This is a genomic window from Eubacterium sp. An3 (assembly GCF_002159465.1).
GTDB classification, from domain to species: domain Bacteria; phylum Bacillota; class Clostridia; order Lachnospirales; family Lachnospiraceae; genus Anaerobutyricum; species Anaerobutyricum stercoris.
In genome coordinates this window covers 1-20,845 of record NZ_NFIR01000040.1, presented here as the reverse complement: position 1 = coordinate 20,845, position 20,845 = coordinate 1, and the positions used below count along the sequence as shown (strand labels likewise).

The 20,845-nt window shown below is 44.5% G+C and carries 19 protein-coding genes and 1 tRNA gene; 11 read left to right on the top strand and 9 right to left on the bottom strand.

Annotation, left to right across the window (positions count from 1 at the left end):
* Positions 1–376, top strand: a 376-nt coding sequence (locus B5F87_RS21270; RefSeq protein ID WP_204246097.1) for a hypothetical protein, incomplete at its 5' end; no start/stop codon positions are given.
* On the opposite strand, the gene B5F87_RS18465 is transcribed toward B5F87_RS21270, so the two are convergent.
* The 9 genes from B5F87_RS18465 to dnaA form a co-directional block, all read right to left on the bottom strand.
* Positions 358–445, bottom strand: a tRNA-Ser gene (locus tag B5F87_RS18465). The two genes, B5F87_RS21270 and B5F87_RS18465, sit on opposite strands and share 19 nt — an antisense overlap.
* 98 nt (positions 446–543) lie before the next feature.
* Positions 544–1,095, bottom strand: a complete 552-nt coding sequence (locus B5F87_RS18460; RefSeq protein WP_087283669.1) for a Fe-S-containing hydro-lyase — start codon at positions 1,093–1,095, stop codon at positions 544–546.
* A gap of 45 nt (positions 1,096–1,140) precedes the next feature.
* Complete coding sequence (locus tag B5F87_RS18455; RefSeq protein ID WP_087283667.1) at positions 1,141–1,983, bottom strand: fumarate hydratase; 843 nt, start codon at positions 1,981–1,983, stop codon at positions 1,141–1,143.
* 141 nt (positions 1,984–2,124) lie between these two features.
* The gene (gyrA, locus tag B5F87_RS18450; protein WP_087283664.1) at positions 2,125–4,662 is read right to left on the bottom strand and encodes a DNA gyrase subunit A; all 2,538 of its coding nucleotides are present in this window, start codon (positions 4,660–4,662) and stop codon (positions 2,125–2,127) included.
* A 21-nt stretch (positions 4,663–4,683) separates the two neighbouring features.
* Positions 4,684–6,615 carry a DNA topoisomerase (ATP-hydrolyzing) subunit B gene (gene gyrB / locus B5F87_RS18445; RefSeq protein WP_087283661.1) on the bottom strand — a complete coding sequence of 644 codons (1,932 nt, stop codon included), beginning with the start codon at positions 6,613–6,615 and terminating at the stop codon, positions 4,684–4,686.
* A gap of 123 nt (positions 6,616–6,738) precedes the next feature.
* Positions 6,739–7,827: a DNA replication/repair protein RecF gene (gene recF, locus B5F87_RS18440; RefSeq protein ID WP_087283658.1), complete on the bottom strand. Its 1,089-nt coding sequence runs from the start codon at positions 7,825–7,827 to the stop codon at positions 6,739–6,741.
* Between the two features lie 90 nt (positions 7,828–7,917).
* Entirely contained in the window at positions 7,918–8,124 is a 207-nt protein-coding gene (locus tag B5F87_RS18435) for an RNA-binding S4 domain-containing protein (RefSeq protein WP_087283655.1), read from the bottom strand.
* A gap of 137 nt (positions 8,125–8,261) precedes the next feature.
* A complete protein-coding gene (gene dnaN / locus B5F87_RS18430; protein ID WP_087283651.1) occupies positions 8,262–9,374 on the bottom strand; it encodes a DNA polymerase III subunit beta in 1,113 nt (370 codons plus the stop codon).
* A 318-nt stretch (positions 9,375–9,692) separates the two neighbouring features.
* On the bottom strand, positions 9,693–11,048 hold the full coding sequence (gene dnaA, locus B5F87_RS18425; RefSeq protein WP_087283649.1) for a chromosomal replication initiator protein DnaA: 1,356 nt from the start codon (positions 11,046–11,048) through the stop codon (positions 9,693–9,695).
* Positions 11,049–11,581: 533 nt separating this feature from the next.
* Between dnaA and rpmH the strand changes: the two genes are divergently transcribed.
* The 10 genes from rpmH to argS all read left to right on the top strand — a co-directional run bounded on the left by rpmH (position 11,582) and on the right by argS (position 20,687).
* Entirely contained in the window at positions 11,582–11,716 is a 135-nt protein-coding gene (gene rpmH / locus B5F87_RS18420; protein WP_087283647.1) for a 50S ribosomal protein L34, read from the top strand.
* 59 nt (positions 11,717–11,775) lie between these two features.
* Complete coding sequence (gene rnpA / locus B5F87_RS18415; protein WP_087283645.1) at positions 11,776–12,141, top strand: ribonuclease P protein component; 366 nt, start codon at positions 11,776–11,778, stop codon at positions 12,139–12,141.
* Positions 12,122–12,334: a membrane protein insertion efficiency factor YidD gene (yidD, locus tag B5F87_RS18410; protein WP_087283643.1), complete on the top strand. Its 213-nt coding sequence runs from the start codon at positions 12,122–12,124 to the stop codon at positions 12,332–12,334. The genes rnpA and yidD overlap by 20 nt, the downstream gene beginning before the upstream one ends.
* Before the next feature lie 15 nt (positions 12,335–12,349).
* Positions 12,350–13,612 (top strand): YidC/Oxa1 family membrane protein insertase, encoded by a 1,263-nt coding sequence (locus B5F87_RS18405; protein WP_087283642.1) that lies wholly within the window; start codon positions 12,350–12,352, stop codon positions 13,610–13,612.
* An 8-nt stretch (positions 13,613–13,620) separates the two neighbouring features.
* Positions 13,621–14,244, top strand: a complete 624-nt coding sequence (jag, locus tag B5F87_RS18400) for an RNA-binding cell elongation regulator Jag/EloR (RefSeq protein WP_242964578.1) — start codon at positions 13,621–13,623, stop codon at positions 14,242–14,244.
* A 66-nt stretch (positions 14,245–14,310) separates the two neighbouring features.
* Positions 14,311–15,795: a tRNA uridine-5-carboxymethylaminomethyl(34) synthesis GTPase MnmE gene (gene mnmE / locus B5F87_RS18395; protein ID WP_087283638.1), complete on the top strand. Its 1,485-nt coding sequence runs from the start codon at positions 14,311–14,313 to the stop codon at positions 15,793–15,795.
* Between the two features lie 64 nt (positions 15,796–15,859).
* A complete protein-coding gene (gene mnmG, locus B5F87_RS18390; protein WP_087283635.1) occupies positions 15,860–17,746 on the top strand; it encodes a tRNA uridine-5-carboxymethylaminomethyl(34) synthesis enzyme MnmG in 1,887 nt (628 codons plus the stop codon).
* A 103-nt stretch (positions 17,747–17,849) separates the two neighbouring features.
* Positions 17,850–18,566, top strand: coding sequence for a 16S rRNA (guanine(527)-N(7))-methyltransferase RsmG (rsmG, locus tag B5F87_RS18385; RefSeq protein ID WP_087283633.1), 717 nt, complete (start codon positions 17,850–17,852; stop codon positions 18,564–18,566).
* Positions 18,567–18,586: 20 nt separating this feature from the next.
* The gene (locus B5F87_RS18380) at positions 18,587–18,988 is read left to right on the top strand and encodes a hypothetical protein (protein WP_087283631.1); all 402 of its coding nucleotides are present in this window, start codon (positions 18,587–18,589) and stop codon (positions 18,986–18,988) included.
* Positions 18,989–18,992: 4 nt separating this feature from the next.
* Positions 18,993–20,687, top strand: a complete 1,695-nt coding sequence (gene argS / locus B5F87_RS18375) for an arginine--tRNA ligase (RefSeq protein ID WP_087283629.1) — start codon at positions 18,993–18,995, stop codon at positions 20,685–20,687.
* Positions 20,688–20,845: the final 158 nt, after the last annotated feature.

Sequence of the window (20,845 nt, the reverse complement as noted above, 5' to 3'; positions counted from 1 at the left end):
TTTAGGTTCGAACTTCGTTCTCTTCCATGGACCCCTCTCGCCGACATCACTCGCTTCAGGATCCGAATACTCAATTGAATTGAACGTTCGAGGTTGTTTTGTTATTCAGTTATCAACTTACTCTGCCGAACTTCATCGGCCTCATTTGCTTTTGAACCGCAAAAGCTTTTGTATTTTATCACATCCACTTTTGTTTGTCAAGCACTTTTTTCTTTTATTTTTTTCATCCTTTTTTCAAGGACAAAAACTCTTTTTGCTTCTCTCAGAAGCAACTGTTATATTCTATCATATTTTCTTTATTTGTCAAGCACTTTTTTATTCTCTTTTGTATTTCTGCCAAAAAAGCAAAAGAGAATACGGAGAAGGAGGGATTTGAACCCTCGCACCGCGCGAACGGTCTACACCCTTAGCAGGGGCGCCTCTTCAGCCACTTGAGTACTTCTCCATATGCCTAAATATAATAAAATATTTAATTCGCTGTGTCAGAATCACACAGCGCTATATTATATTAGCAAATACCCTTCCTGTTGTCAAGCTATATTTTTAAATCTTTTGCCATTTTTTTGAAGCAGTTTCATACAGATTATTACCATCTTTATCGATCACCACGATGACAGGAAGATTCTCTATATATAACCGGCGGATTGCTTCGGTCCCCAGATCATCATAAGCGACTACCTCTGCTTCCTTGATACACTGGGACAGCAGAGCGCCGGCGCCTCCCACTGCGGCAAAATATACGGCATGATTCCGTTTCATAGCTTCAATGACTTCCGGAGAACGTTTTCCTTTGCCCACCATGCCCTTTAATCCGGCATCCAGCATATCAGGAGTATATTTATCCATCCGGCTGCTGGTGGTCGGCCCTGCAGAACCTATGACCTGTCCCTCTCTGGCCGGACTTGGCCCCAGATAATACAGTACATTTCCTTTCAGCTCTATCGGTAAGGATTCCCCTTTCTTCATGGAATCATACATTCTTTTATGAGCGGCATCTCTCGCCGTATAGATGGTGCCCGTTAAATATACGTAATCACCGGCTTTTAATTCTTCAATATCCTGTTCCTGAAGCGGAACCTGTATATGTCTGTCCATTTTCCATTCCTTTCTAAGGTTTCTATTTATATTCTTATTATATTCTTACAGTGTTCTTGTCACATGCCGGTTCACATGGCAGCACATATTGACCGCCACCGGAAGTCCCGCGATGTGAGTAGGATAGGTATTAATATTAACTGCCAGAGCTGTGACGGTTCCTCCAAGACCCGCCGGTCCGATTCCAAGCCCGTTGATCTTCTCCAGAAGTTCTTCTTCCATTTCTTTTACATAAGGAATCTCCGAATGTTCTCCTGCCTTCCTGGTGAGCGCCTGCTTGGCCATAAGTGCTGCCTTTTCAAATGTACCGCCGATGCCGACGCCGACCACCACAGGCGGACAGGCATTAGGTCCTGCCTCCTTCACGGCAGAGAGAATCGCTTCTTTGGCTCCCTCCATGCCGTCTGCCGGCTTTAACATGAAGATCCGGCTCATATTCTCACTGCCGAAGCCTTTTGGCGCGAGAGTCAGCGTCAGCGTGTCTCCCGGCACGATATCATAATGAATGACCGCCGGCGTATTATCCTTTGTATTTTCTCTGATAAACGGATCTTTTACCACTGATTTACGCAGATACCCTTCTGTATATCCCCGGCGCACGCCTTCATTGATGGCGTCGGACAGGACACCGCCTTCGATTCTCACATCCTGTCCCACCGATGCGAAGACCACCGCCATTCCGGTATCCTGACAGATGGGAATCTGTTTTTCACCGGCAATATCCAGATTCTCCTTCAGCTGATTTAATATCTGGCATCCCAGAGGACTCTCCTCTTTCTCTGCCGCCTGACAGAGTACATCCTTCATATCCTCTGACAGATAATAATTGGCCTCCATACACATTTCTTTTATATTCTCTGTGATCTGTTCTGTATGAATCACTTTCATATGAATATCCGCTCCTCCCTTTATTCTCTTTTTTTGACTTTCTTATTCTATAAAAGAAGGGGCCGCTGCACAACCCTGCTCCAGAACAAATCCCTGTATCTGGAATATCGGTCGTGCAGCAGCCCGTTTTCTATACATTTTTTATACTGTCTCGTTTGTCTCTTCGGAGGCTTCCGCAGGATTGTTGTCTGCCTCATCCTCCGCGTGTTCACTTTCCTCTGCTTCGGACTCCGTCAGCTTTACCTTGGTGACGCTTGCTACCTTCACGTCGCTGTCTGCGTCAATGTCCATGAGCTTCACACCGGAGGTGTTTCTGCCTATGACGGAGATGGTTCCGCTCTCCATACGGATCACGATACCTTCCGTGGTGATCATCATGATCTCCTCGTCGGCGTTCACAATCTTGGCGCCCACCACATATCCGGTCTTCTCCGTGATCCTGTAGCAGCGCAGTCCCTTGCCGCCGCGGTTCTGCAGCGTAAACTCGGAAAGCGGAGTACGTTTGCCCATACCCTTTTCCGACACGATGAGCAGATCTTCTCCCTCGGAGCTTACCTGCATGGCCACAACCTCATCGGCGTCGCCGAGATTAATGCCGATGACGCCTATGGACACTCTTCCGATTTCCCGCACATTACCGGACGCAAAACGGATACACTGTCCCTCTCTGGTCACCATGAAAATGTCATCCTCATCGCCGGCCTGTTTCACTTCGATGAGCTCGTCACCCTCCCGGAGAGTGATGGCCGCCAGACCGGTCTTTCGGATATTCTGGTATTCTTCCAGCTTTGTCTTCTTGATAATACCCCGCTTTGTTGCCATGACAAGGTATTTTTTATCTTCATTTTCTTCCACAGGAATGATGGCCGTCACCTTCTCTTCCGGCTGCAGCTGGAGAAGATTAATGATATTGACACCACGGGCGGTTCTTCCGGCTTCCGGAATCTCGTAGCCCTTGAGACGGTACACCCGTCCCCGGTTGGTAAAGAACATAATAAAATTATGGGTGCTGGTGATGAACATATCGTCGATATTATCATCGTCGATCATGTTCATGCCCTTGATGCCCTTTCCGCCGCGGTTCTGGCTGTGGAAATTATCGAGAGTCATGCGCTTGATATAGCCAAGGCCGGAAAATGTAATGACCGTATCCTTTCTCGGAATCAGCGCCTCGTCGCTGAAATCCTCCGCGTCAAGCTCGATGGATGTTCTCCGCTCGTCGCCGTATTTGTCCCGGATGAGAATGATCTCATCGCGAATGACGCCCAGAAGAATCTTCTCGTCACCGAGGATTGCTTCGTACTCGGCAATCTTCTTCTCCAGCTCGTCATACTCCGCCTGCAGTTTCTCTCTTTCCAGACCGGTAAGAGCACGCAGACGCATATCCACGATGGCCTGGGCCTGCGCTTCAGAAAATGCAAAGGCTTCGATGAGACTTTCTCTGGCTTCCGCCACGTTTTTGGACGCGCGGATGATCCGGATGACCTCGTCAATGACATCCAGCGCCTTCAGCAAGCCCTCCAAAATGTGGGCTCTTTCTCTCGCCTTGTTTAATTCATATTTGGTTCTTCTTGTTACGACATCTTTCTGATGCTCCAGATAATAGGTGAGCATCTCCTTTAAGTTCAGAATCTTCGGCTGATTGTCAACAAGCGCCAGCATGATGACGCCGAAGGTATCCTGAAGCTGCGTATGCTTGAAAAGCTGATTCAGGAGTACATTTGCATTGACGTCTTTTCTCGTCTCAATACAGATACGCATACCGGAACGGTCGGATTCATCCCGAAGTTCCGTGATGCCGTCAATCCTCTTATCCTTTACCAGCTCGGCAATCTTCTCAATGAGTCTCGCCTTATTTACCATATACGGAAGCTCGCTGACGATGATCCGCTGCTTTCCGTTGTTCATCGGTTCAATATTGGTCACGGCGCGGACTTTGATCTTGCCGCGGCCGGTACGATATGCCTTTTCAATCTCTTTTCTGCCGAGAATAGAGGCTCCCGTCGGAAAATCAGGACCTTTTACGATCTCCATCAGCTCGTTGATGTCCGTATCCCGGTCTTCCTCAATCTGATTATCGATAATCTTTACCACGCCGTCGATGGTCTCCCGCAGATTGTGCGGAGGAATATTGGTCGCCATACCGACAGCGATTCCCTGGGCGCCGTTGACCATGAGATTCGGAAAACGGGACGGAAGCACCGTCGGCTCCTTCTCCGTCTCGTCAAAGTTCGGCGCAAAATCTACCGTGTCTTTATAAATATCTGCCGTCATCTCCATGGAGATCTTAGACAAACGTGCCTCCGTGTAACGCATGGCCGCTGCCCCGTCTCCGTCCACGGAACCGAAGTTGCCGTGTCCGTCCACCAGCGGGTATCTGGTAGACCATTCCTGGGCCAGATTAACAAGAGCGCCGTAGATGGAGCTGTCTCCGTGCGGGTGATATTTACCCATGGTATCGCCGACGATACGGGCACATTTTCTGTGCGGCTTATCCGGACCGTTGTTCAGCTCAATCATGGAATAAAGAATCCTTCTCTGCACCGGTTTGAGACCGTCCCGCACATCTGGAAGAGCCCTTGAGACAATGACGCTCATGGCATAATCTATATAAGATTTCTCCATGGTGTCTTTCAGATCGACCTCATGGATTTTATCAAAAATATTACTCTCGTCCATTTTTTCCTCCTGAATCCATCATCAGATATCCAGATTCTGCACATACTTGGCGTTGGCCTCGATAAACTCTCTTCGCGGCTCCACGCGGTCTCCCATCAGCGTGTCAAATGTAAGATCAAGCTCGGACTGAGAATCCTCGTCCATGTTGACGCGGAGAAGAACTCTTCTCTCCGGATCCATGGTAGTCTCCCAGAGCTGGGAAGCATCCATCTCGCCCAGACCTTTATAACGCTGAATCTTATTATTGCTGTCCCGTCCGATCTCCGTCAGAATCTGATTCAGCTCCTCATCGTTGTAGGCATACCACACCTTCTTGTTCTTCTCGATCTTGTACAAAGGCGGCTGTGCCAGATATACATAGCCCTGCCGTATCAGCTCCGGCATGAAACGATACAGGAAGGTGAGAAGCAGGGTGGCGATATGAGCGCCGTCCACATCGGCATCGGTCATGATGATGATCTTGTGATACCGAAGCTTGCTGATATCAAAATCCTCATGGATTCCTGTTCCAAAGGCGGTGATCATCGCCTTGATCTCGTTGTTGACCAGAATCTTGTCAAGTCTTGACTTCTCCACGTTGAGAATCTTGCCACGCAGAGGAAGGATCGCCTGAGTAGCGCGGCTTCTGGCCGTCTTGGCAGACCCGCCGGCGGAATCTCCCTCTACAATGTAAATCTCGCAGTTGGCCGGATCCTTGTCAGAACAGTCGGCCAGCTTGCCCGGAAGGCTCATGCCGTCAAGAGCGGACTTCCTTCTTGTAAGATCCCTTGCTTTTCTGGCGGCTTCCCTCGCTCTCTGGGCCAGGATCGCCTTCTCACAGATAAGCTTCGCCACATTGGGATTCTGCTCCAAAAAATAAGTAAGCTGCTCGCTGACCACACTGTCCACGGCGCCTCTGGCTTCACTGTTGCCGAGCTTCTGCTTGGTCTGCCCTTCAAACTGCGGTTCCGGTATCTTAATACTGATAATCGCCACAAGACCCTCTCTGATATCCTCGCCGGAAAGGTTCTGCTCGTTATCCTTAAGCAGCTTCGCCTCCCTGGCGTAATCGTTAAATGTCTTGGTCAGCGCACTTCGGAAGCCGGCAAGATGTGTGCCGCCCTCCGGCGTCGTAATGTTATTGACAAAGCTGTACACGCCTTCATTGTAAGAGTCGTTATGCTGCATGGCAACTTCCACGTAAACGTCTCCCTTTTTGCCTTCGCAGTAAATGACCTCCGGGTACAGCACTTCTTTCTGCTTATTGAGATACTCCACGTATTCTTTGATGCCGCCCTCATAGTGGAAGGTGAGGGAAACCGGCTCTTCCTCTCTCAGATCCGTCAGAACGATCTTCAGGTTTCTCGTGAGAAATGCCATCTCTCTGAGCCGCTGCCGCAGCACGGAAAAATCAAAGACCGTCTCCTCGAAAATCTCCGGGTCAGGCAGGAAACGTACTTCCGTTCCTCTCCGCTCCGTCTCGCCGACCACAGTCAGCGGGTACATGACCTTACCCCGCTCATATCTCTGGCGGTAAATCTTGCCCTCGTGGCTGATATCTACCTCCAGCCATACGGAAAGGGCGTTAACTACGGAAGCGCCCACGCCGTGAAGACCTCCGGATACCTTATATCCCCCGCCGCCGAACTTGCCGCCGGCATGAAGGATGGTAAATACCACCTCCACGGCAGGGATGCCTTTTTTCTTGTTTATGCCCACCGGGATGCCTCGTCCGTTGTCCCGCACGGTAACGGAATTATCCTTGTTGATAAATACTTCAATGGTATCGCAGTATCCCGCCAGAGCTTCGTCGATGGAGTTATCGACAATCTCGTATACCAGATGGTGGAGGCCCTTGGATGAGGTGCTTCCAATGTACATGCCAGGTCTTTTGCGCACTGCTTCCAGACCTTCTAAAATCTGAATCTGATCCGCACCATATTCCTGGGCTGCAGAAATCTGTTCTTCACTCATACTGAAACCTCCTACCGTTTATCTCTTATATCTAAATTCTTGCATATCATAAAATTACATAGCATAACTAAGTTATTATATCATAAATATCGCCTAAGATTCAACTTTTTAAACACAACAAAATTACAGGGTATACTCCCGTACCGCTCCCTGCTCCACATAAAATACCTTATCAAGATGCATTCGCGTATTCACAAAATCATCCAGTCCCGTGCAGGAAATCATCGTCTGAATGTCAGAAATGTTCTCCAGAAGATAGTTCTGCCGGCGGCTGTCAAGCTCCGAAAGCACATCGTCAAGCAGCAGAATTGGCTTGTCCCCGGATATCTGCTCAATGAGACGGATTTCCGACAGTTTTAAGGCCAGAGCAGCCGTTCTCTGCTGTCCCTGGGACCCAAACCTGCGAATGTCCACCTCGTTGATTAAAAACTCCATATCGTCCCTGTGAGGCCCCACAGAGGTGGTTCCGGTCCGGATGTCCCTGTCCCTCCTCTGAAGGAGGGCTTCCCGGAACTCTTCCGCGGAGACATTGTTCTCGTAGCGTACCTTCATGTCCTCCTGCTGTCCTGTGAGCTTCCCGTGGATCTCCCGCATCATCTCATCAATCTGTCCGATGAAGGTACCGCGCTTCTCTATGATTTTCTCCCCTGTCATGATCAGCTGTTCATCCCATCCGTCCAGTGTCTCCCTGAGCTGCGGAAACACGGCAATCTGCTTTAAGAGATTATTTCTCTCGCCAAGCAGATGATTATAGTTGGTCAGATATTGAAGATACGTTCTGTCCAGCTGGCTCATCTCCATATCAAGGAACTTCCGCCGCATGGACGGCCCGTTCTTGATCATGCTGAGATCTTCCGGCGAGAAAAAAACGATGGGCAGCATCCCCAGCAGCTCGCTGGTCTTTTTGATGGGTATACCGTCGATGGCGATCCCCTTTGGTTTCTTAAGCTTTAAATGAAAATCCAGCCGGTGAGACAGTTCCTGCTTTCTGAAAAAAAGGCGGATATGGGCTTCCTCCGTCCCAAACCGGATCAGCTCCTTATCCTTGCTGCTCCGGTGGGAGCGGGAGGTGCCGCTCAAATACACCGCCTCCAGAAGATTCGTCTTGCCCTGGGCGTTATTGCCGTAAAAAATATTGACGCCGGGAGAAAATGTCACATCTGCCGAATCATAATTCCTGTAATTATTCAATTGTATGGATTCCACAAACATGGCATTGCCTCCTGTCCACAGTATTCCTCTTTATCGGCTTTATCGGTGCCGGGAAGGCCGCTGCCGGCTCTTCTTCCCGGTCCTTCATTGTTATCCCACAATCTTGATGGTCTCTCCGTCAAACTCCACCACATCGCCGTCGTAGAGCTTCTTGCCGCGGCGGGTCTCCACCTCACCGTTTACGGACACCTCGCCGTCCTGAATGACAATCTTTGCGTCTAGGCCGGAGTCCACCAGACCAGCCGCCTTTAAAGCCTGTCCTAATTTGATAAAATCATCTTTTAATTTTAATTCCATTTGATTACTCCCGTATTCTATAGCGTATCAGGCAAATTGAATGCGCCGATACGATTTGTCTCGTCAAAACATTTGTTAAGACTTTATCAATATTTTACCTGTCTCAATCTAAATCTCTGATATATTTTTAACGAACCTTAAATTCCACTATTGTTGACATTGATCGGCAGAATGAGATAGAGGTAGGACACCTGCTCATCCCGGATAATGCACGGCGCAATGGAATTGATCATGTACATGGTGATCTCTTCTTCATCGATGACACGGAGCGCATCCACCAGGAACTTCGGATTAAAACCGATGATCAGATCTTTTCCTTCTTTTTCCATCTGTATCTGATCCTGCATGGAACCGATCTGAGAAGAAATCATAAGATCCATTTTACCGTCTTCAATTTTGAGAATAATTGGCTTTTTATCAGATTCTTTTACGAATAAAGTAGAACGATCCAGACAACGGAGCAGTTCTAGTTTATTTATGACAATCTTTGTTTCATAATCAGTCGATAACATCTGTCCGATATTATAAAACTTTCCTTCTAAAAGACGAGAAACTACCAGCGTATTTTCAAATTCAAATAAAATATGTTTATCAGTAATATACATATTTACACTGTCTTTAGCCTCTCCCGGAAGAATTTTGCTGATCTCTGATAAAGTTTTGCCGGGAACGATTACTTCCATCTTCGGATAATTGTCCTGAAGAGCAATTTTTCTCACAGAAATCCGGTGACCATCCAGAGATGTGACAGTAAGCTGATTATCTTCAATCTGAAACAGTTCTCCGGTCATTAATTTGTTGTTTTCATTATCAGAAACAGAGAAAATTGTCTGACGAATCACTTCTTTTAAATCATATTGAGAAACAGTAATCTTATTTTCTTTCTCGATCACCGGAAGATGAGAGAAGTCATCGCCCTGTTTTCCCATAATATTGCAGTGAATTTGCTCGCAGCGGATGCTTGTGTTGCCGTTTTCCTCAGTCTCAAGAATCACGTCGTTATCCGGAATTTTTTTGATAATTTCAGAAAAAAGTTTTGCTTCCAGAGCGATTTTACCAGGTTGAACAATATCGCCTGTAATGGTTGTCTCAATACCGAGTTCTGTATCATTGGCAGTCAGCTTGATGCCTCCATCATAAGCTTCAATCAGGATACATTCTAAAATATCCATGGTTGTCTTGGTGGAAACAGCTTTGGAAACAATATTAACGCCGTGTAAAAACTGGCTTTTTGGACAAATGATCTTCATGATTGTGTATAACTCCTTTCGGTGAAAAAGATATATATTAATAAGATAATATCAGTAGTAGTAGTAGTAGGGGCTGTTGATGTTGTGAATAAGTGGAAATAACCGCTGAATATCGGGGTGAAACCCGAAGGATAACTATGAGGACAGTGCGGTGGATAAGTGATTTTTAACAAGATGTTTATCCACAGTATAAAAATTATCCCCATACTATCCACAGGGAATCCACATATGTTTTGGATAAAATGTGGATAAAACCGGAGGACAGCCTCCGGCGTGAGAATTACCCTGAATACTGCCGTATAGACTGTCCACAGTCCCTTATGTCGGTGGGTTCAGCTTCTTTATAAGAATGTCAATATTGGATTTTAAATGTTCATCCCGATTGATTAAGTCTGCGATTTTGTCCGAACCGTGCATGACTGTAGTGTGATCTCGATTTCCCATGATCTTTCCGATAGCCTGGAGAGAAGTGTTGGTGTATTTACGGCTCAGATACATGCAAATCTGTCTTGGATTGGCAATTTCTTTGTTTTTCTTGCGGGACAGAATGTCGGAAACCGTTATGTTATAATGTTCTGCAACTACGTCCATGATCACTTCCGGCGTGATCTCTTTCTGCGTTTCGATGATATCTTTCAGAGCTTCTTCTGCCAGAGACAGCGTAACCGGGCGGTTTTCAAGGTTGGCGAAGACACAGATTTTGTTGAGTGCCCCCTCCAGCTCACGAATATTGGAAGTAATATTAGTCGCCACATACTGCATAACTTCCGTATCAATCTCAAGATTTTCCAGTTCCGCCCGTTTTTTAAGGATTGCCATCTTCGTCTCGTAATCCGGAGGCTGAATATCTGCAGTGATACCCCATTCAAAACGGGAGCGGAGACGCTCTTCCAGGGTCGAGATCTCCCGAGGATGCTTATCTGAGGAGATGACGATCTGTTTTTTGGCTTCGTGCAGCTCATTAAAGGTATGGAAAAACTCTTCCTGTGTACTTTCCTTTCCTATAATAAACTGGATATCATCGATGAGAAGAACGTCGATATTTCTGTACTTATCCCGAAATTCTTTATTCTTGTCATGCTTGAGAGAATCGATCAGTTCGTTGGTAAATTTTTCGGAAGTCACGTATAAAACACGCAGATCCTTCCTATTATTAATGATGTGATGTGCGATAGAGTGCATCAGATGCGTTTTTCCCAGTCCCGCGCCCCCATATAAAAACAGAGGATTATAGGAACCTCCCGGAGATTCCGCCACTGCAACCGACACAGCGTGGGCCATCTTGTTGGTAGGGCCGACCACAAAAGTGTCAAAAGTATATCGCGGATTCAGGTTTCCTAAGTATTCTGACGGAACGGAAGTCTTTTTTTTCTTTGCGGGTTTTTCTTCTGGAACAGTTTGTTCTTCAACGGCAGGTGAATCGGTGAAAATGATCTCAAACTGCCTGCCAGTGACCTGTTCGATGGCCATGGACAGGAGAACATCGTAATATTTATGTTTGATGAATTCAATTCCTCTTGGTCCACGGGATACAAAAAAGGTGATAGTGCTGTCTGTGACCGATTGGATGGTCAGCGGCTCGATCCATGTATGGACAGCAACCTGTGTAACATCCTGCTCTTTTATGAGAATATCCAATATTTTTTGCCAGTTTGCCTCGATTTTTTCTTTCATTTCTCTATAACTCCATTCCGATTATCCTGGTCGGCACATACATTTGTTATATAAAAATGTATGATAGCGTACCGATTGTACAACATTTTTGCTTCTGAGCTGAAAGTACAAATGCCTTCAGGGCAGAAGTGTGTAGATATAAGTGTATAACAAAGCAGATTTTTTTTCAATTAGAAAATGTGGATAACTTATTGTGGATAAGTGGAAAAAATATGAGAAAAAATGGATAAAAAACTCGAAATGTGGATTGTGGATAACTTAAGTTCACTTATCCACAATCGAAAAATGAAGGATTTTCCTTGTTATAATCCAGAAATCTAAAAGAAATTGTGTATATTTCCAAAGTTATGCACATGTTATGCACAAAATGTGGATAACTCGTGGATAAGTCCTGCGTATTATGTGGAAAAAATGAAAAAACAGATTTTATGCCAAAAATAATAAGGATTTACTTGACGAGGTATGTTTTTTTCAATATAATAGGTGTGATGTTTTTCAACAGGAGAGAATAATCGAAGGAGGTGGCTTTCGCTATGAAGATGACATATCAGCCAAAAAAGAGACAGAGATCTAAAGTTCATGGTTTCAGAAAAAGAATGAGCACTGCTAATGGCAGAAAGGTATTAGCCAGAAGAAGAGCAAAAGGAAGAAATAAATTGTCAGCTTAGGTCGCAGTCATGTGGCCTTTTCTTTTCTCATTTGTTTACCATTGGAAAGGTGAGAAAGTTTGCTTAGTAAATTTCAGTCTTTAAAAAAAAACAGGGAGTTCCAGTCTGTATATCGCAGCGGTTTATCGAAAGTGAATCGTTGCTTTGTTATGATTATCTTGAAAAACGGGCTGCCATATAACAGAGTTGGAATTTCCGTCAGTAAAAAAGTTGGAAACAGTATCATAAGACACAGAGTGACCAGAGTGATTCGGGAGATTATGCGTCTTCACTGGGAAGACGTTCATCAGGGTTATGATATTGTGATAGTGGCACGAAAATCAGCTAGAGAGTCCGAGTATAAGAAATTTGAAAGTGCCATTTTGCATTTGTTGAAACAGCATCATCTATTAGAAGAGATTTCACATGAGAACAATTTTAATTAAAGGTATTGAATTTTATCAGAAATATCTGTCTGCTCTGAAAGGAAGAGCAACCTGCATTTATACGCCGACCTGCTCGCAGTACGCCATCGAGGCTCTGACGAAGTACGGCGTTATAAAAGGAGGTCTGCTGGCTGTATGGCGGATACTGCGCTGTAATCCTTTTGCAAAAGGCGGATATGATCCGGTTCCGTAATTAAGGAGGAGAAGTATGCTATTGACGCAGTCGTCGACCCCGATTATTGGGTGGATATCCACGCTGCTGGGGTACGTCATTGATATCATATTCCGGGCGCTAGATTTTGTTGGCGTTCAGAATATCGGTTTATGTATCATCATCTTTACCGTATTTGTGCGTTTGATCATGTTTCCGCTTACAATCAAACAGCAGAAGTTCATGAAGATCAATCAGGTCATGCAGCCTGAGATTACAAAGATTCAGAAGAAATACCGCAATAAAAAAGATCAGGCTTCCATGATGAAGCAGAATGAAGAGATTCAGGCCGTCTATGAGAAGTATGGCACCGGACCAACGGGAGGATGTGCGCAGCTCTTAATTCAGTTCCCTATTTTTATTGCATTTTTTAATGTTGTACGTAATGTGCCTGCCTATATTCCGCAGGTAAAAGACATTTATATGACGGCGGTAACTGCTATCCAGCAGAATACCGGTTATGTGGACACCATCAACAAAATTGCAGAAGGTGTAAATTCATCTTACATCACGCAGCTTCCAAACGACGCTACATCTAATCAGATTATCGATGTTCTGAATTACTTTACTGCCGATGCATGGAATCAGCTGGCCGATGCCATGCCGTCTATTTCCAATATTATTCAAAGCGTGCATCAGCAGGTGGCGAGCATTAATAACTTCGCCTTTGGCATTAACGTGGCGCAGTCGCCGGGATTCAGAATTTCCATATATCTTCTGATTCCTGTTTGTGCGGCGCTGTTCCAGTTTTTAGCAACCAAAACCATGAAGCAGCCGGATATGGGAGATAACCCTGCGGCAGGAATGACAAAGAGCATGACCTATTTCATGCCTTTGATGTCCGCATATTTCTGTCTTGTGGCTCCGGCCGGTATGGGTCTTTACTGGGCGACCAGTGCTTTGTTTATGTGTATACAGCAGATCATCGTAAACAAATATATGGAACATGCCGACATTGAGAAGATGATTGAGAAGAACCGGAAGAAGGCAGCTAAGAAGAAAGCAAAAGGGAAAAAGAGCTTAATGGACAGACTGACCGGTGCTGCCGGCAGCGCGGAAGGCTCCGGGCAGCAGAGCACATCCGGCAGATCAACAATTACTGATGTAGCTAATATGAATCTTAAGAAGATGCCGGGTGGTTCAAAAAATACTGCGGATACGCAGAACATTGACGTAAATAAATTGGGTGAGATTGGGAGAAATGCTTATCTGGTATCGCAGTATGACAAGGAGCAGAATACCAGGGGAGGTAAGAAATAGTGGACGTTATGGAATTTAAAGGCAAGACGAAAGAAGATGCTATAACAGCAGCCAGTGTTGAGCTTGGAATCACCAGTGATAAGTTAAATTATGAAGTAGTGGACGAGGGAAGTTCAGGTTTTCTTGGAATCTTTAACGTTAAGCCGGCGGTGATCCGTGTGACATTAAAGAAGTCTCTGGTTGAAAGAACCCAGGAATTCTGTGATGAATTATTTGCTGCCATGAATGTGGAGACAGTAGTTTCCATACAGTTTAACGAGGAAGATAATGTAATGAATATTGATCTGTCCGGTCCGGATATGGGGATTCTCATTGGAAAACGTGGACAGACCCTGGATGCGCTTCAGTATCTGATCAGCCTTTTTGTGAATAAAGAGGGCGATGCGTATATTCGTGTAAAGCTTGATACGGAGAATTACCGGGAAAGAAGAAAGGTAACTCTCGAAAAGCTGGCAAAGAAGATTGCCTATACCGTAAAGAGAACGAAGAAACCGGTATCTCTTGAGCCGATGAATCCATACGAAAGAAGGGTAATTCACTCTGCGCTGCAGAATGACAGATATGTGTGTACAAGAAGCGAGGGAGAAGAACCTTATCGCAGAGTTGTGATTATGCTAAAAAAGGACAGATAATAATAAGGATGTTTAAAGATTCCACTGGATTTTTTAAACATCCTATTTTTGAATGGAGCGAAATTTATGATAAGTGAATTTGATACTATTGCTGCCATTGCTACTGCCGTGTCCAATGCAGGAATTGGGATTATAAGAATCAGCGGCGGGGAATCCATGAGAATCCTTGGCGAAGTCTTTGAGCCTTATAATAAAAAAGAGGTTTCTTTACTGGAAAGCCATCGCGTATATTATGGTAATATCAAAGATGGGGAAACAGTTATTGATGAGTGTATTGTTATTATAATGAAGGCGCCGCACAGTTATACCAGAGAGGACGTGGTGGAGATTGATTGTCACGGAGGGGTGTCTGTGGTATACCGTGTTCTGAATCTGGTGTTAAAACATGGCGCCAGACCGGCGGAGCCGGGTGAGTTTACCAAGAGAGCATTTTTAAATGGAAGAATCGACTTATCCCAGGCAGAAGCAGTTATGGATCTGATCGAGTCAAGAAATGAGCTGGCAAGACGTAATTCTGTGGCGCAGCTGAAAGGCGGTCTTTCTGACAAGATAAAGAAGATCAGAGAGGAGGTTCTCTATCAGGTAGCTTATATCGAGTCAGCGCTGGACGATCCGGAGCATATCAGTCTGGACGGGTACGGAGATACTCTGTATCCGAGAGTGGAAGAGTGGGCTAATGAGACAAGGAAAATGTTGTCCTCCTACGATGACGGACGATATATTGCTGAGGGAATCCGCACCTGTATCGTCGGCAAGCCCAACGCGGGCAAGTCGTCATTTTTAAATGCGCTGCTGGGAGAGGAGAGGGCCATTGTCACGGAGATTGCCGGAACCACCAGAGATACGCTGGAGGAGTCGGTGACCATAGATGGCATTACTTTGAATATCATTGATACGGCGGGAATCCGGGATACAGAAGACACTGTGGAGAAAATCGGAGTAGAAAAGGCAAGAAGAGAAATCGAGAACGCGGATATCATTCTTTATGTGGCGGATACTTCGGTACCGCTTTCCAGTGAAGATTTTGATATACTCGATCAGATCCGCGACCGGAAAAAGATGTTTCTTCTGAACAAATCTGATGTGAGCCAGGCGGAAAGCAATGCAGGGAATACTGGCGAAGCGGGCCAGTCGAAGGCGCAAAGGAGCGGGCAATCCGGTGAAGATCAGCCGAAGTTCAGAGGTAACTTTGAACAGGCGGCCGCCTGCATCAGAGAGTATGCGGAGGAAGATGAGCCGGTTATCGCCATTTCGGCCAAATATCATCAGGGTATTGATGATTTTATAACAGAGTTAAAAAAAATGATGTTTCATGGTAAAATAGATGCGAATCAGGAGATGTACATTACCAACGCCCGGCACAAAAATGCTCTGGATGAGGCTCTTTCCAGTTTCCAGTGTGTGAAAGAGAGCATAGAAAACGGCATGCCGGAAGATTTTTTTACTATTGATCTGATGAATGCCTATGAGAAACTGGGGCTTATAACGGGCGAGGCTGTGGAAGAGGATCTGGTCAATGAGATATTCTCCAGATTCTGTACGGGAAAATAGGTAACAGTTCAGCGCCTTTCCGAGATGTATGGCTGAACTGTTACCGAAAATAGAGGAAAGATATATGAAGGTTGTAGAAGAATATTATGACGTGATCGTCGTGGGAGCGGGGCACGCCGGCTGTGAGGCGGCTCTGGCAGCGGCAAGACTGGGCTGTGAGACGATTATTTTTACGGTGAGTATGAACAGCGTGGCGCTGATGCCGTGTAATCCCAATATCGGCGGCAGTTCCAAGGGACATCTGGTAAAAGAGATTGACGCTCTGGGCGGCGAGATGGGAAAAAATATAGATAAGACCTATATTCAGTCAAAGATGCTCAATAAGTCGAAAGGGCCGGCCGTTCATTCTCTTCGGGCGCAGGCTGACAAGGATGCTTACTCTATAGCCATGCGTTATACTCTGCAGAATACAGATCATCTAACGCTCCGCCAGGGAGAAGTGACAGAACTTTTGGTGGAAGAGGGCAGTATCCGGGGAGTCAAGACATTTTCCGGTGCGATTTATCATGCGAAGACTGTAGTTTTAGCTACAGGAACCTATCTGAAAGCAAGATGTCTGTATGGCGATGTGGTAGAATATACCGGTCCTAATGGCCTGCAGGCTGCCAACCACCTGAGTCAGTCGCTTATTGACAACGGCGTAGAGCTGTATCGTTTTAAGACAGGAACTCCGGCGCGGATTGACAAGCGTTCTGTGGATTTTTCTGTCATGGAGGAGCAATTTGGAGATGAAAAAATTGTGCCGTTCAGTTTTACCAATAGGGAAGAAGATATCAGAAGAGAGCAGATATCCTGCTGGCTAACATATACTAATGAAGAAACTCATAAGATTATCAGAGATAATCTGGATCGTTCTCCATTATATTCCGGAATGATTGAGGGTACCGGGCCACGGTATTGTCCGTCTATTGAGGATAAAGTCGTTCGTTTTGCCGATAAGAACCGACATCAGCTTTTTATCGAGCCGGAAGGCGAGTATACCAATGAGATGTATGTGGGAGGTATGAGCAGTTCTCTTCCGGAAGACGTACAGTATGCCATGTACCGGACGGTGCGAGGTCTTGAAAATGTAAAGATTATCCGGAATGCTTATGCCATCGAATATGACTGCATTAATCCAAATCAACTGCGCCTTTCTCTGGAATTTAAGAATATCAGTGGATTATTCAGCGGCGGGCAGTTTAACGGAAGCTCCGGATATGAAGAAGCAGCCGCTCAGGGGCTTATCGCAGGTATTAACGCAGCGAGAAAATGCCAGGGAAAAGCTCCTGTCATTCTGGATCGTTCCCAGGCATATATCGGCGTGCTCATCGATGATCTTGTGACCAAGGAAAATCATGAACCATATCGAATGATGACATCGAGAGCGGAATATCGTCTTTTACTTCGTCAGGACAACGCGGATATGCGTTTGACTCCTCTTGGTTATGAGATAGGACTTATTCAAAAAGATAGATATGATAAGTTTTGCAAAAAAAGACAGCAGATAGAGGAGGAGATCGACAGAGTCAGGGGAGTTCATCTGGGAGCCGGAAAGCAGGTGCAGGAGGTTCTTGCCAAGAATGGAAGTACCCCGCTAAAGAGTGCCGCCACGCTGGCGGAGTTGATTAAGCGGCCGGAGCTTGATTATGAATCTCTGGCGGAGCTGGATCCTGACAGACGTCCGCTTGATGCTTCTGTTATAGAACAGGTAAACATTAATCTTAAGTATGAGGGATACATTTCCAGACAGATGAAGCAGGTGGAGCAATTCAAAAAAATGGAAAATAAGCTGATACCTGATGATATTGTATATGAGGATGTTCATAATCTCAGAAAAGAAGCGGTTCAGAAGCTTAATGACATTCGCCCTCATTCTATTGGACAGGCGTCCAGAATATCCGGCGTATCTCCATCTGACATTTCTGTTTTGCTTGTTTATATTGAACAGATGAGAAGAAAGCGTATATAGAAGATGGTTGACGGAGAAGAAAAGAATGTGTAAACTTATGTATTGAGACATTTTGTTCGGACCAATGATGTAGAATGAATTTGTAAAGTTCTGGAGACATACTATGAATTTCAAAGAAAAGTTAAAAAAAGCATCAGAGGATGCAGGCATAAGCATGAATGACTTGCAGCTTGATCAATTTGAGGAATTCTATCACCTTTTGATCGAAAAAAATAAAGTGATGAATCTCACTGCCATTACAGATGAGGAAGAAGTCATTGAAAAGCATTTCATTGACAGCCTTACCTGTCGCCGTGTCATAGATATGGGAAGCGTGAAGAGCCTCATCGATATTGGAACCGGAGCGGGATTTCCGGGGATTCCTCTGAAGATCATATATCCGGAGATTTCTGTAGTACTTCTTGATTCGTTGAATAAGCGGGTAAAGTTTTTAAATGAGGTCATTGATGAGCTTGGGCTGTCCCGGGTGGAGGCTGTTCATGGAAGAGCAGAAGATTTGGCCAGAAAGCAGGAATACAGAGGAAGATTTGATCTGGCAGTTTCCAGGGCCGTGGCCAATTTAAGTACTCTCAGTGAATATTGTATTCCGTTTGTGAAAGTTAATGGTTTTTTTGTTTCTTATAAAGCAGGAAAAGGTCTTGAGGAAATAGAAACGTGTGATTCCTGTATGAAAGCATTAGGAAGCAAGATCGTTCAGGTGGATGATTTTCAACTTCCGGGAGAGGACTCTCTCAGAGTTTTGATTAAAATAAAAAAATGTAAAGGAACGTCGAAAGCATATCCAAGAAAGGCCGGCATTCCGTCCAGGAATCCTCTATAGGCAGAAAAAGGTGAGAAATCATGAATGCTAATAAAAAGAGTATGGTACATGGTCCGGATGATTATTTAAAAAAGAGACTGCTCCAATTTGACGAGAAGTTGAAGAAACATTTATCCAATGAGATGATATATCTGACGGAGAAAAAAGATGATTATGAGAACCAGATACTTCAGCTGAAAATAGAAAGAGAGCAGCGAGATAAGACTTTGTTTCAGCATGTGGAGCAACGAGATATTTTAAAATATTTTTCTCCTCTGAATTTATCCGATATAGAGGATAACAAAAAGGACGACAGACAAAAAGAATTGTCTGATCAGATTCAGCAGATTAAAGATAACATCTCTCAAATTGACAAACATATGGAGGACATCAGGGAGCTGATCCGTGAAATGGATGATATTATAAATAGTGGGAAAGGATGAAAACATGAAAAATCAATTAATCGATATTCTGGCAGAAAATATACAGGAGCTTGAAAAAGAGGAGATTGCTTCAGCTTTGGAGATACCTAAAAAAACAGATATGGGAGATTTTGCATTTCCATGTTTTAAGCTGGCAAAGATTTACCGAAAAGCTCCGAATATGATTGCAGAAGATCTTACAAAACAAATTTTAGAGAAAAATTATGATATTTTTTCTAAAGTTGAGAATGTAGGAGGCTATATCAATTTCTTCTTTGCAAAAGAACAATTTGCAAAACAGATCATGAATACAATCTCAGCTGAAGATTTCGGTTCTTCCAAAGTAGGAGAGGGTAAAACAATCTGTATTGATTATTCTTCACCGAATGTGGCAAAGAATTTCCATGTAGGTCATCTTCGTACAACGATTATCGGTAACTCATTGTATAAGATATATTCCAAGCTGGGTTATCATGTGGAGAGAATTAACCACCTGGGTGACTGGGGAACGCAATTCGGAAAACTGATCGTTGCCTATAAACGCTGGGGAAGTAAAGAGGCAGTAGAGAAAAATGGTATTTCTGAGTTGATGAAAATTTATGTCAAATTCCATGAAGAAGCGGAGAAGGACGATTCCCTTAACGATGAGGCAAGGGCATGGTTTGTAAAGATGGAACAGGGAGATGAAGAAGCTCTTTCTATCTGGCAGTGGTTTAAGGATATCAGTCTTGTGGAATACAAGAGAATCTATAACTTACTTGGAATGGAATTTGATCATTATACCGGTGAGAGCTTCTACCGTGATAAAACACAGGATGTTGTTGACAAACTGAATGCAAAGAATCTTCTTGTGGAAAGTGAAGGAGCGCATATCGTACCGCTGGATGAATATAATATGGCTCCGTGTCTTATTATGAAAAAAGATGGAAGCAGTATTTACGCTACCCGTGATCTGGCAGCTCTCTTTTATCGCAAAGAGACATATAATTTTGATAAATGTATCTATGTCACAGGTCTGGAGCAGAAGCTGCATTTTGCACAGGTATTTAAGGTTATTGAACTTCTTGGATATGACTGGTATGATCAGCTTGTTCATGTTCCATATGGTTTGGTCAGCATGGAGGGCGGTAAATTATCTACAAGAAGCGGAAATGTGATTTATGCGGAAGAGATTCTTCACGAATCTATCCAGAAAATATATGAGATTATTGAAGAGAAAAATCCGGATCTGGAAGATAAGGAAACAGTGGCAAGACAGGTCGGTATTGGTGCTATTCTTTTCAATGACTTATATAATCAGAGAATTAAGGATGTTGTGTTCAACTGGGATAAGATTCTCAACTTTGACGGGGAGACAGGCCCTTATGTGCAGTATACTTATGCCCGTTGTGCTAGTGTTCTCCGCAAGGCAGGAGATGTGGTTATTCCGGAAAATATTGACTACAATGTGTTGACAGATGAAGTAACTATGAATCTTTTGAAGGATATTACAAGATTCCCGGATGTTGTGAAGGATGCAGCGGATAAATATGAGCCTTTTATGATTTCAAGATTTGCTGTTTCTGTGGCACAGCATTTTAATAAATTCTATCATGACTGTCAGATTAATGTAGAAGATGAAAAAATTAAAATGGCAAGATTAAAAGTTGTCTCTGTTACTATGAAAGTTATAAAAGATGCTTTAGCTCTGCTTGGAATTGAGTGTCCGGAACAAATGTAAGAGTATGTATAATTCTACAAAAAAATAGTGTCCTTAATCAGAGGGTGTCGCAAAATTATCAAATTAGATGATAGAGCGACTCCCTCGCTTAATCTAAAGGGAAAAACGGAAGTAATCTCACCTGTACTGTGGCTTACTTCCGTTTTTTGGCGTACTTT

Coding starts and splice junctions, on each gene's coding strand:
- B5F87_RS18460 (WP_087283669.1), bottom strand. CDS start 1,095: ATGGACAGACATATACAGGTTCCGCTTCAGGAACAGGATATTGAAGAA.
- B5F87_RS18455 (WP_087283667.1), bottom strand. CDS start 1,983: ATGAAAGTGATTCATACAGAACAGATCACAGAGAATATAAAAGAAATG.
- gyrA (WP_087283664.1), bottom strand. CDS start 4,662: ATGGACGAGAGTAATATTTTTGATAAAATCCATGAGGTCGATCTGAAA.
- gyrB (WP_087283661.1), bottom strand. CDS start 6,615: ATGAGTGAAGAACAGATTTCTGCAGCCCAGGAATATGGTGCGGATCAG.
- recF (WP_087283658.1), bottom strand. CDS start 7,827: ATGTTTGTGGAATCCATACAATTGAATAATTACAGGAATTATGATTCG.
- B5F87_RS18435 (WP_087283655.1), bottom strand. CDS start 8,124: ATGGAATTAAAATTAAAAGATGATTTTATCAAATTAGGACAGGCTTTA.
- dnaN (WP_087283651.1), bottom strand. CDS start 9,374: ATGAAGATCATTTGTCCAAAAAGCCAGTTTTTACACGGCGTTAATATT.
- dnaA (WP_087283649.1), bottom strand. CDS start 11,048: ATGAAAGAAAAAATCGAGGCAAACTGGCAAAAAATATTGGATATTCTC.
- rpmH (WP_087283647.1), top strand. CDS start 11,582: ATGAAGATGACATATCAGCCAAAAAAGAGACAGAGATCTAAAGTTCAT.
- yidD (WP_087283643.1), top strand. CDS start 12,122: ATGAGAACAATTTTAATTAAAGGTATTGAATTTTATCAGAAATATCTG.
- B5F87_RS18405 (WP_087283642.1), top strand. CDS start 12,350: ATGCTATTGACGCAGTCGTCGACCCCGATTATTGGGTGGATATCCACG.
- jag (WP_242964578.1), top strand. CDS start 13,621: ATGGAATTTAAAGGCAAGACGAAAGAAGATGCTATAACAGCAGCCAGT.
- mnmE (WP_087283638.1), top strand. CDS start 14,311: ATGATAAGTGAATTTGATACTATTGCTGCCATTGCTACTGCCGTGTCC.
- mnmG (WP_087283635.1), top strand. CDS start 15,860: ATGAAGGTTGTAGAAGAATATTATGACGTGATCGTCGTGGGAGCGGGG.
- rsmG (WP_087283633.1), top strand. CDS start 17,850: ATGAATTTCAAAGAAAAGTTAAAAAAAGCATCAGAGGATGCAGGCATA.
- B5F87_RS18380 (WP_087283631.1), top strand. CDS start 18,587: ATGAATGCTAATAAAAAGAGTATGGTACATGGTCCGGATGATTATTTA.
- argS (WP_087283629.1), top strand. CDS start 18,993: ATGAAAAATCAATTAATCGATATTCTGGCAGAAAATATACAGGAGCTT.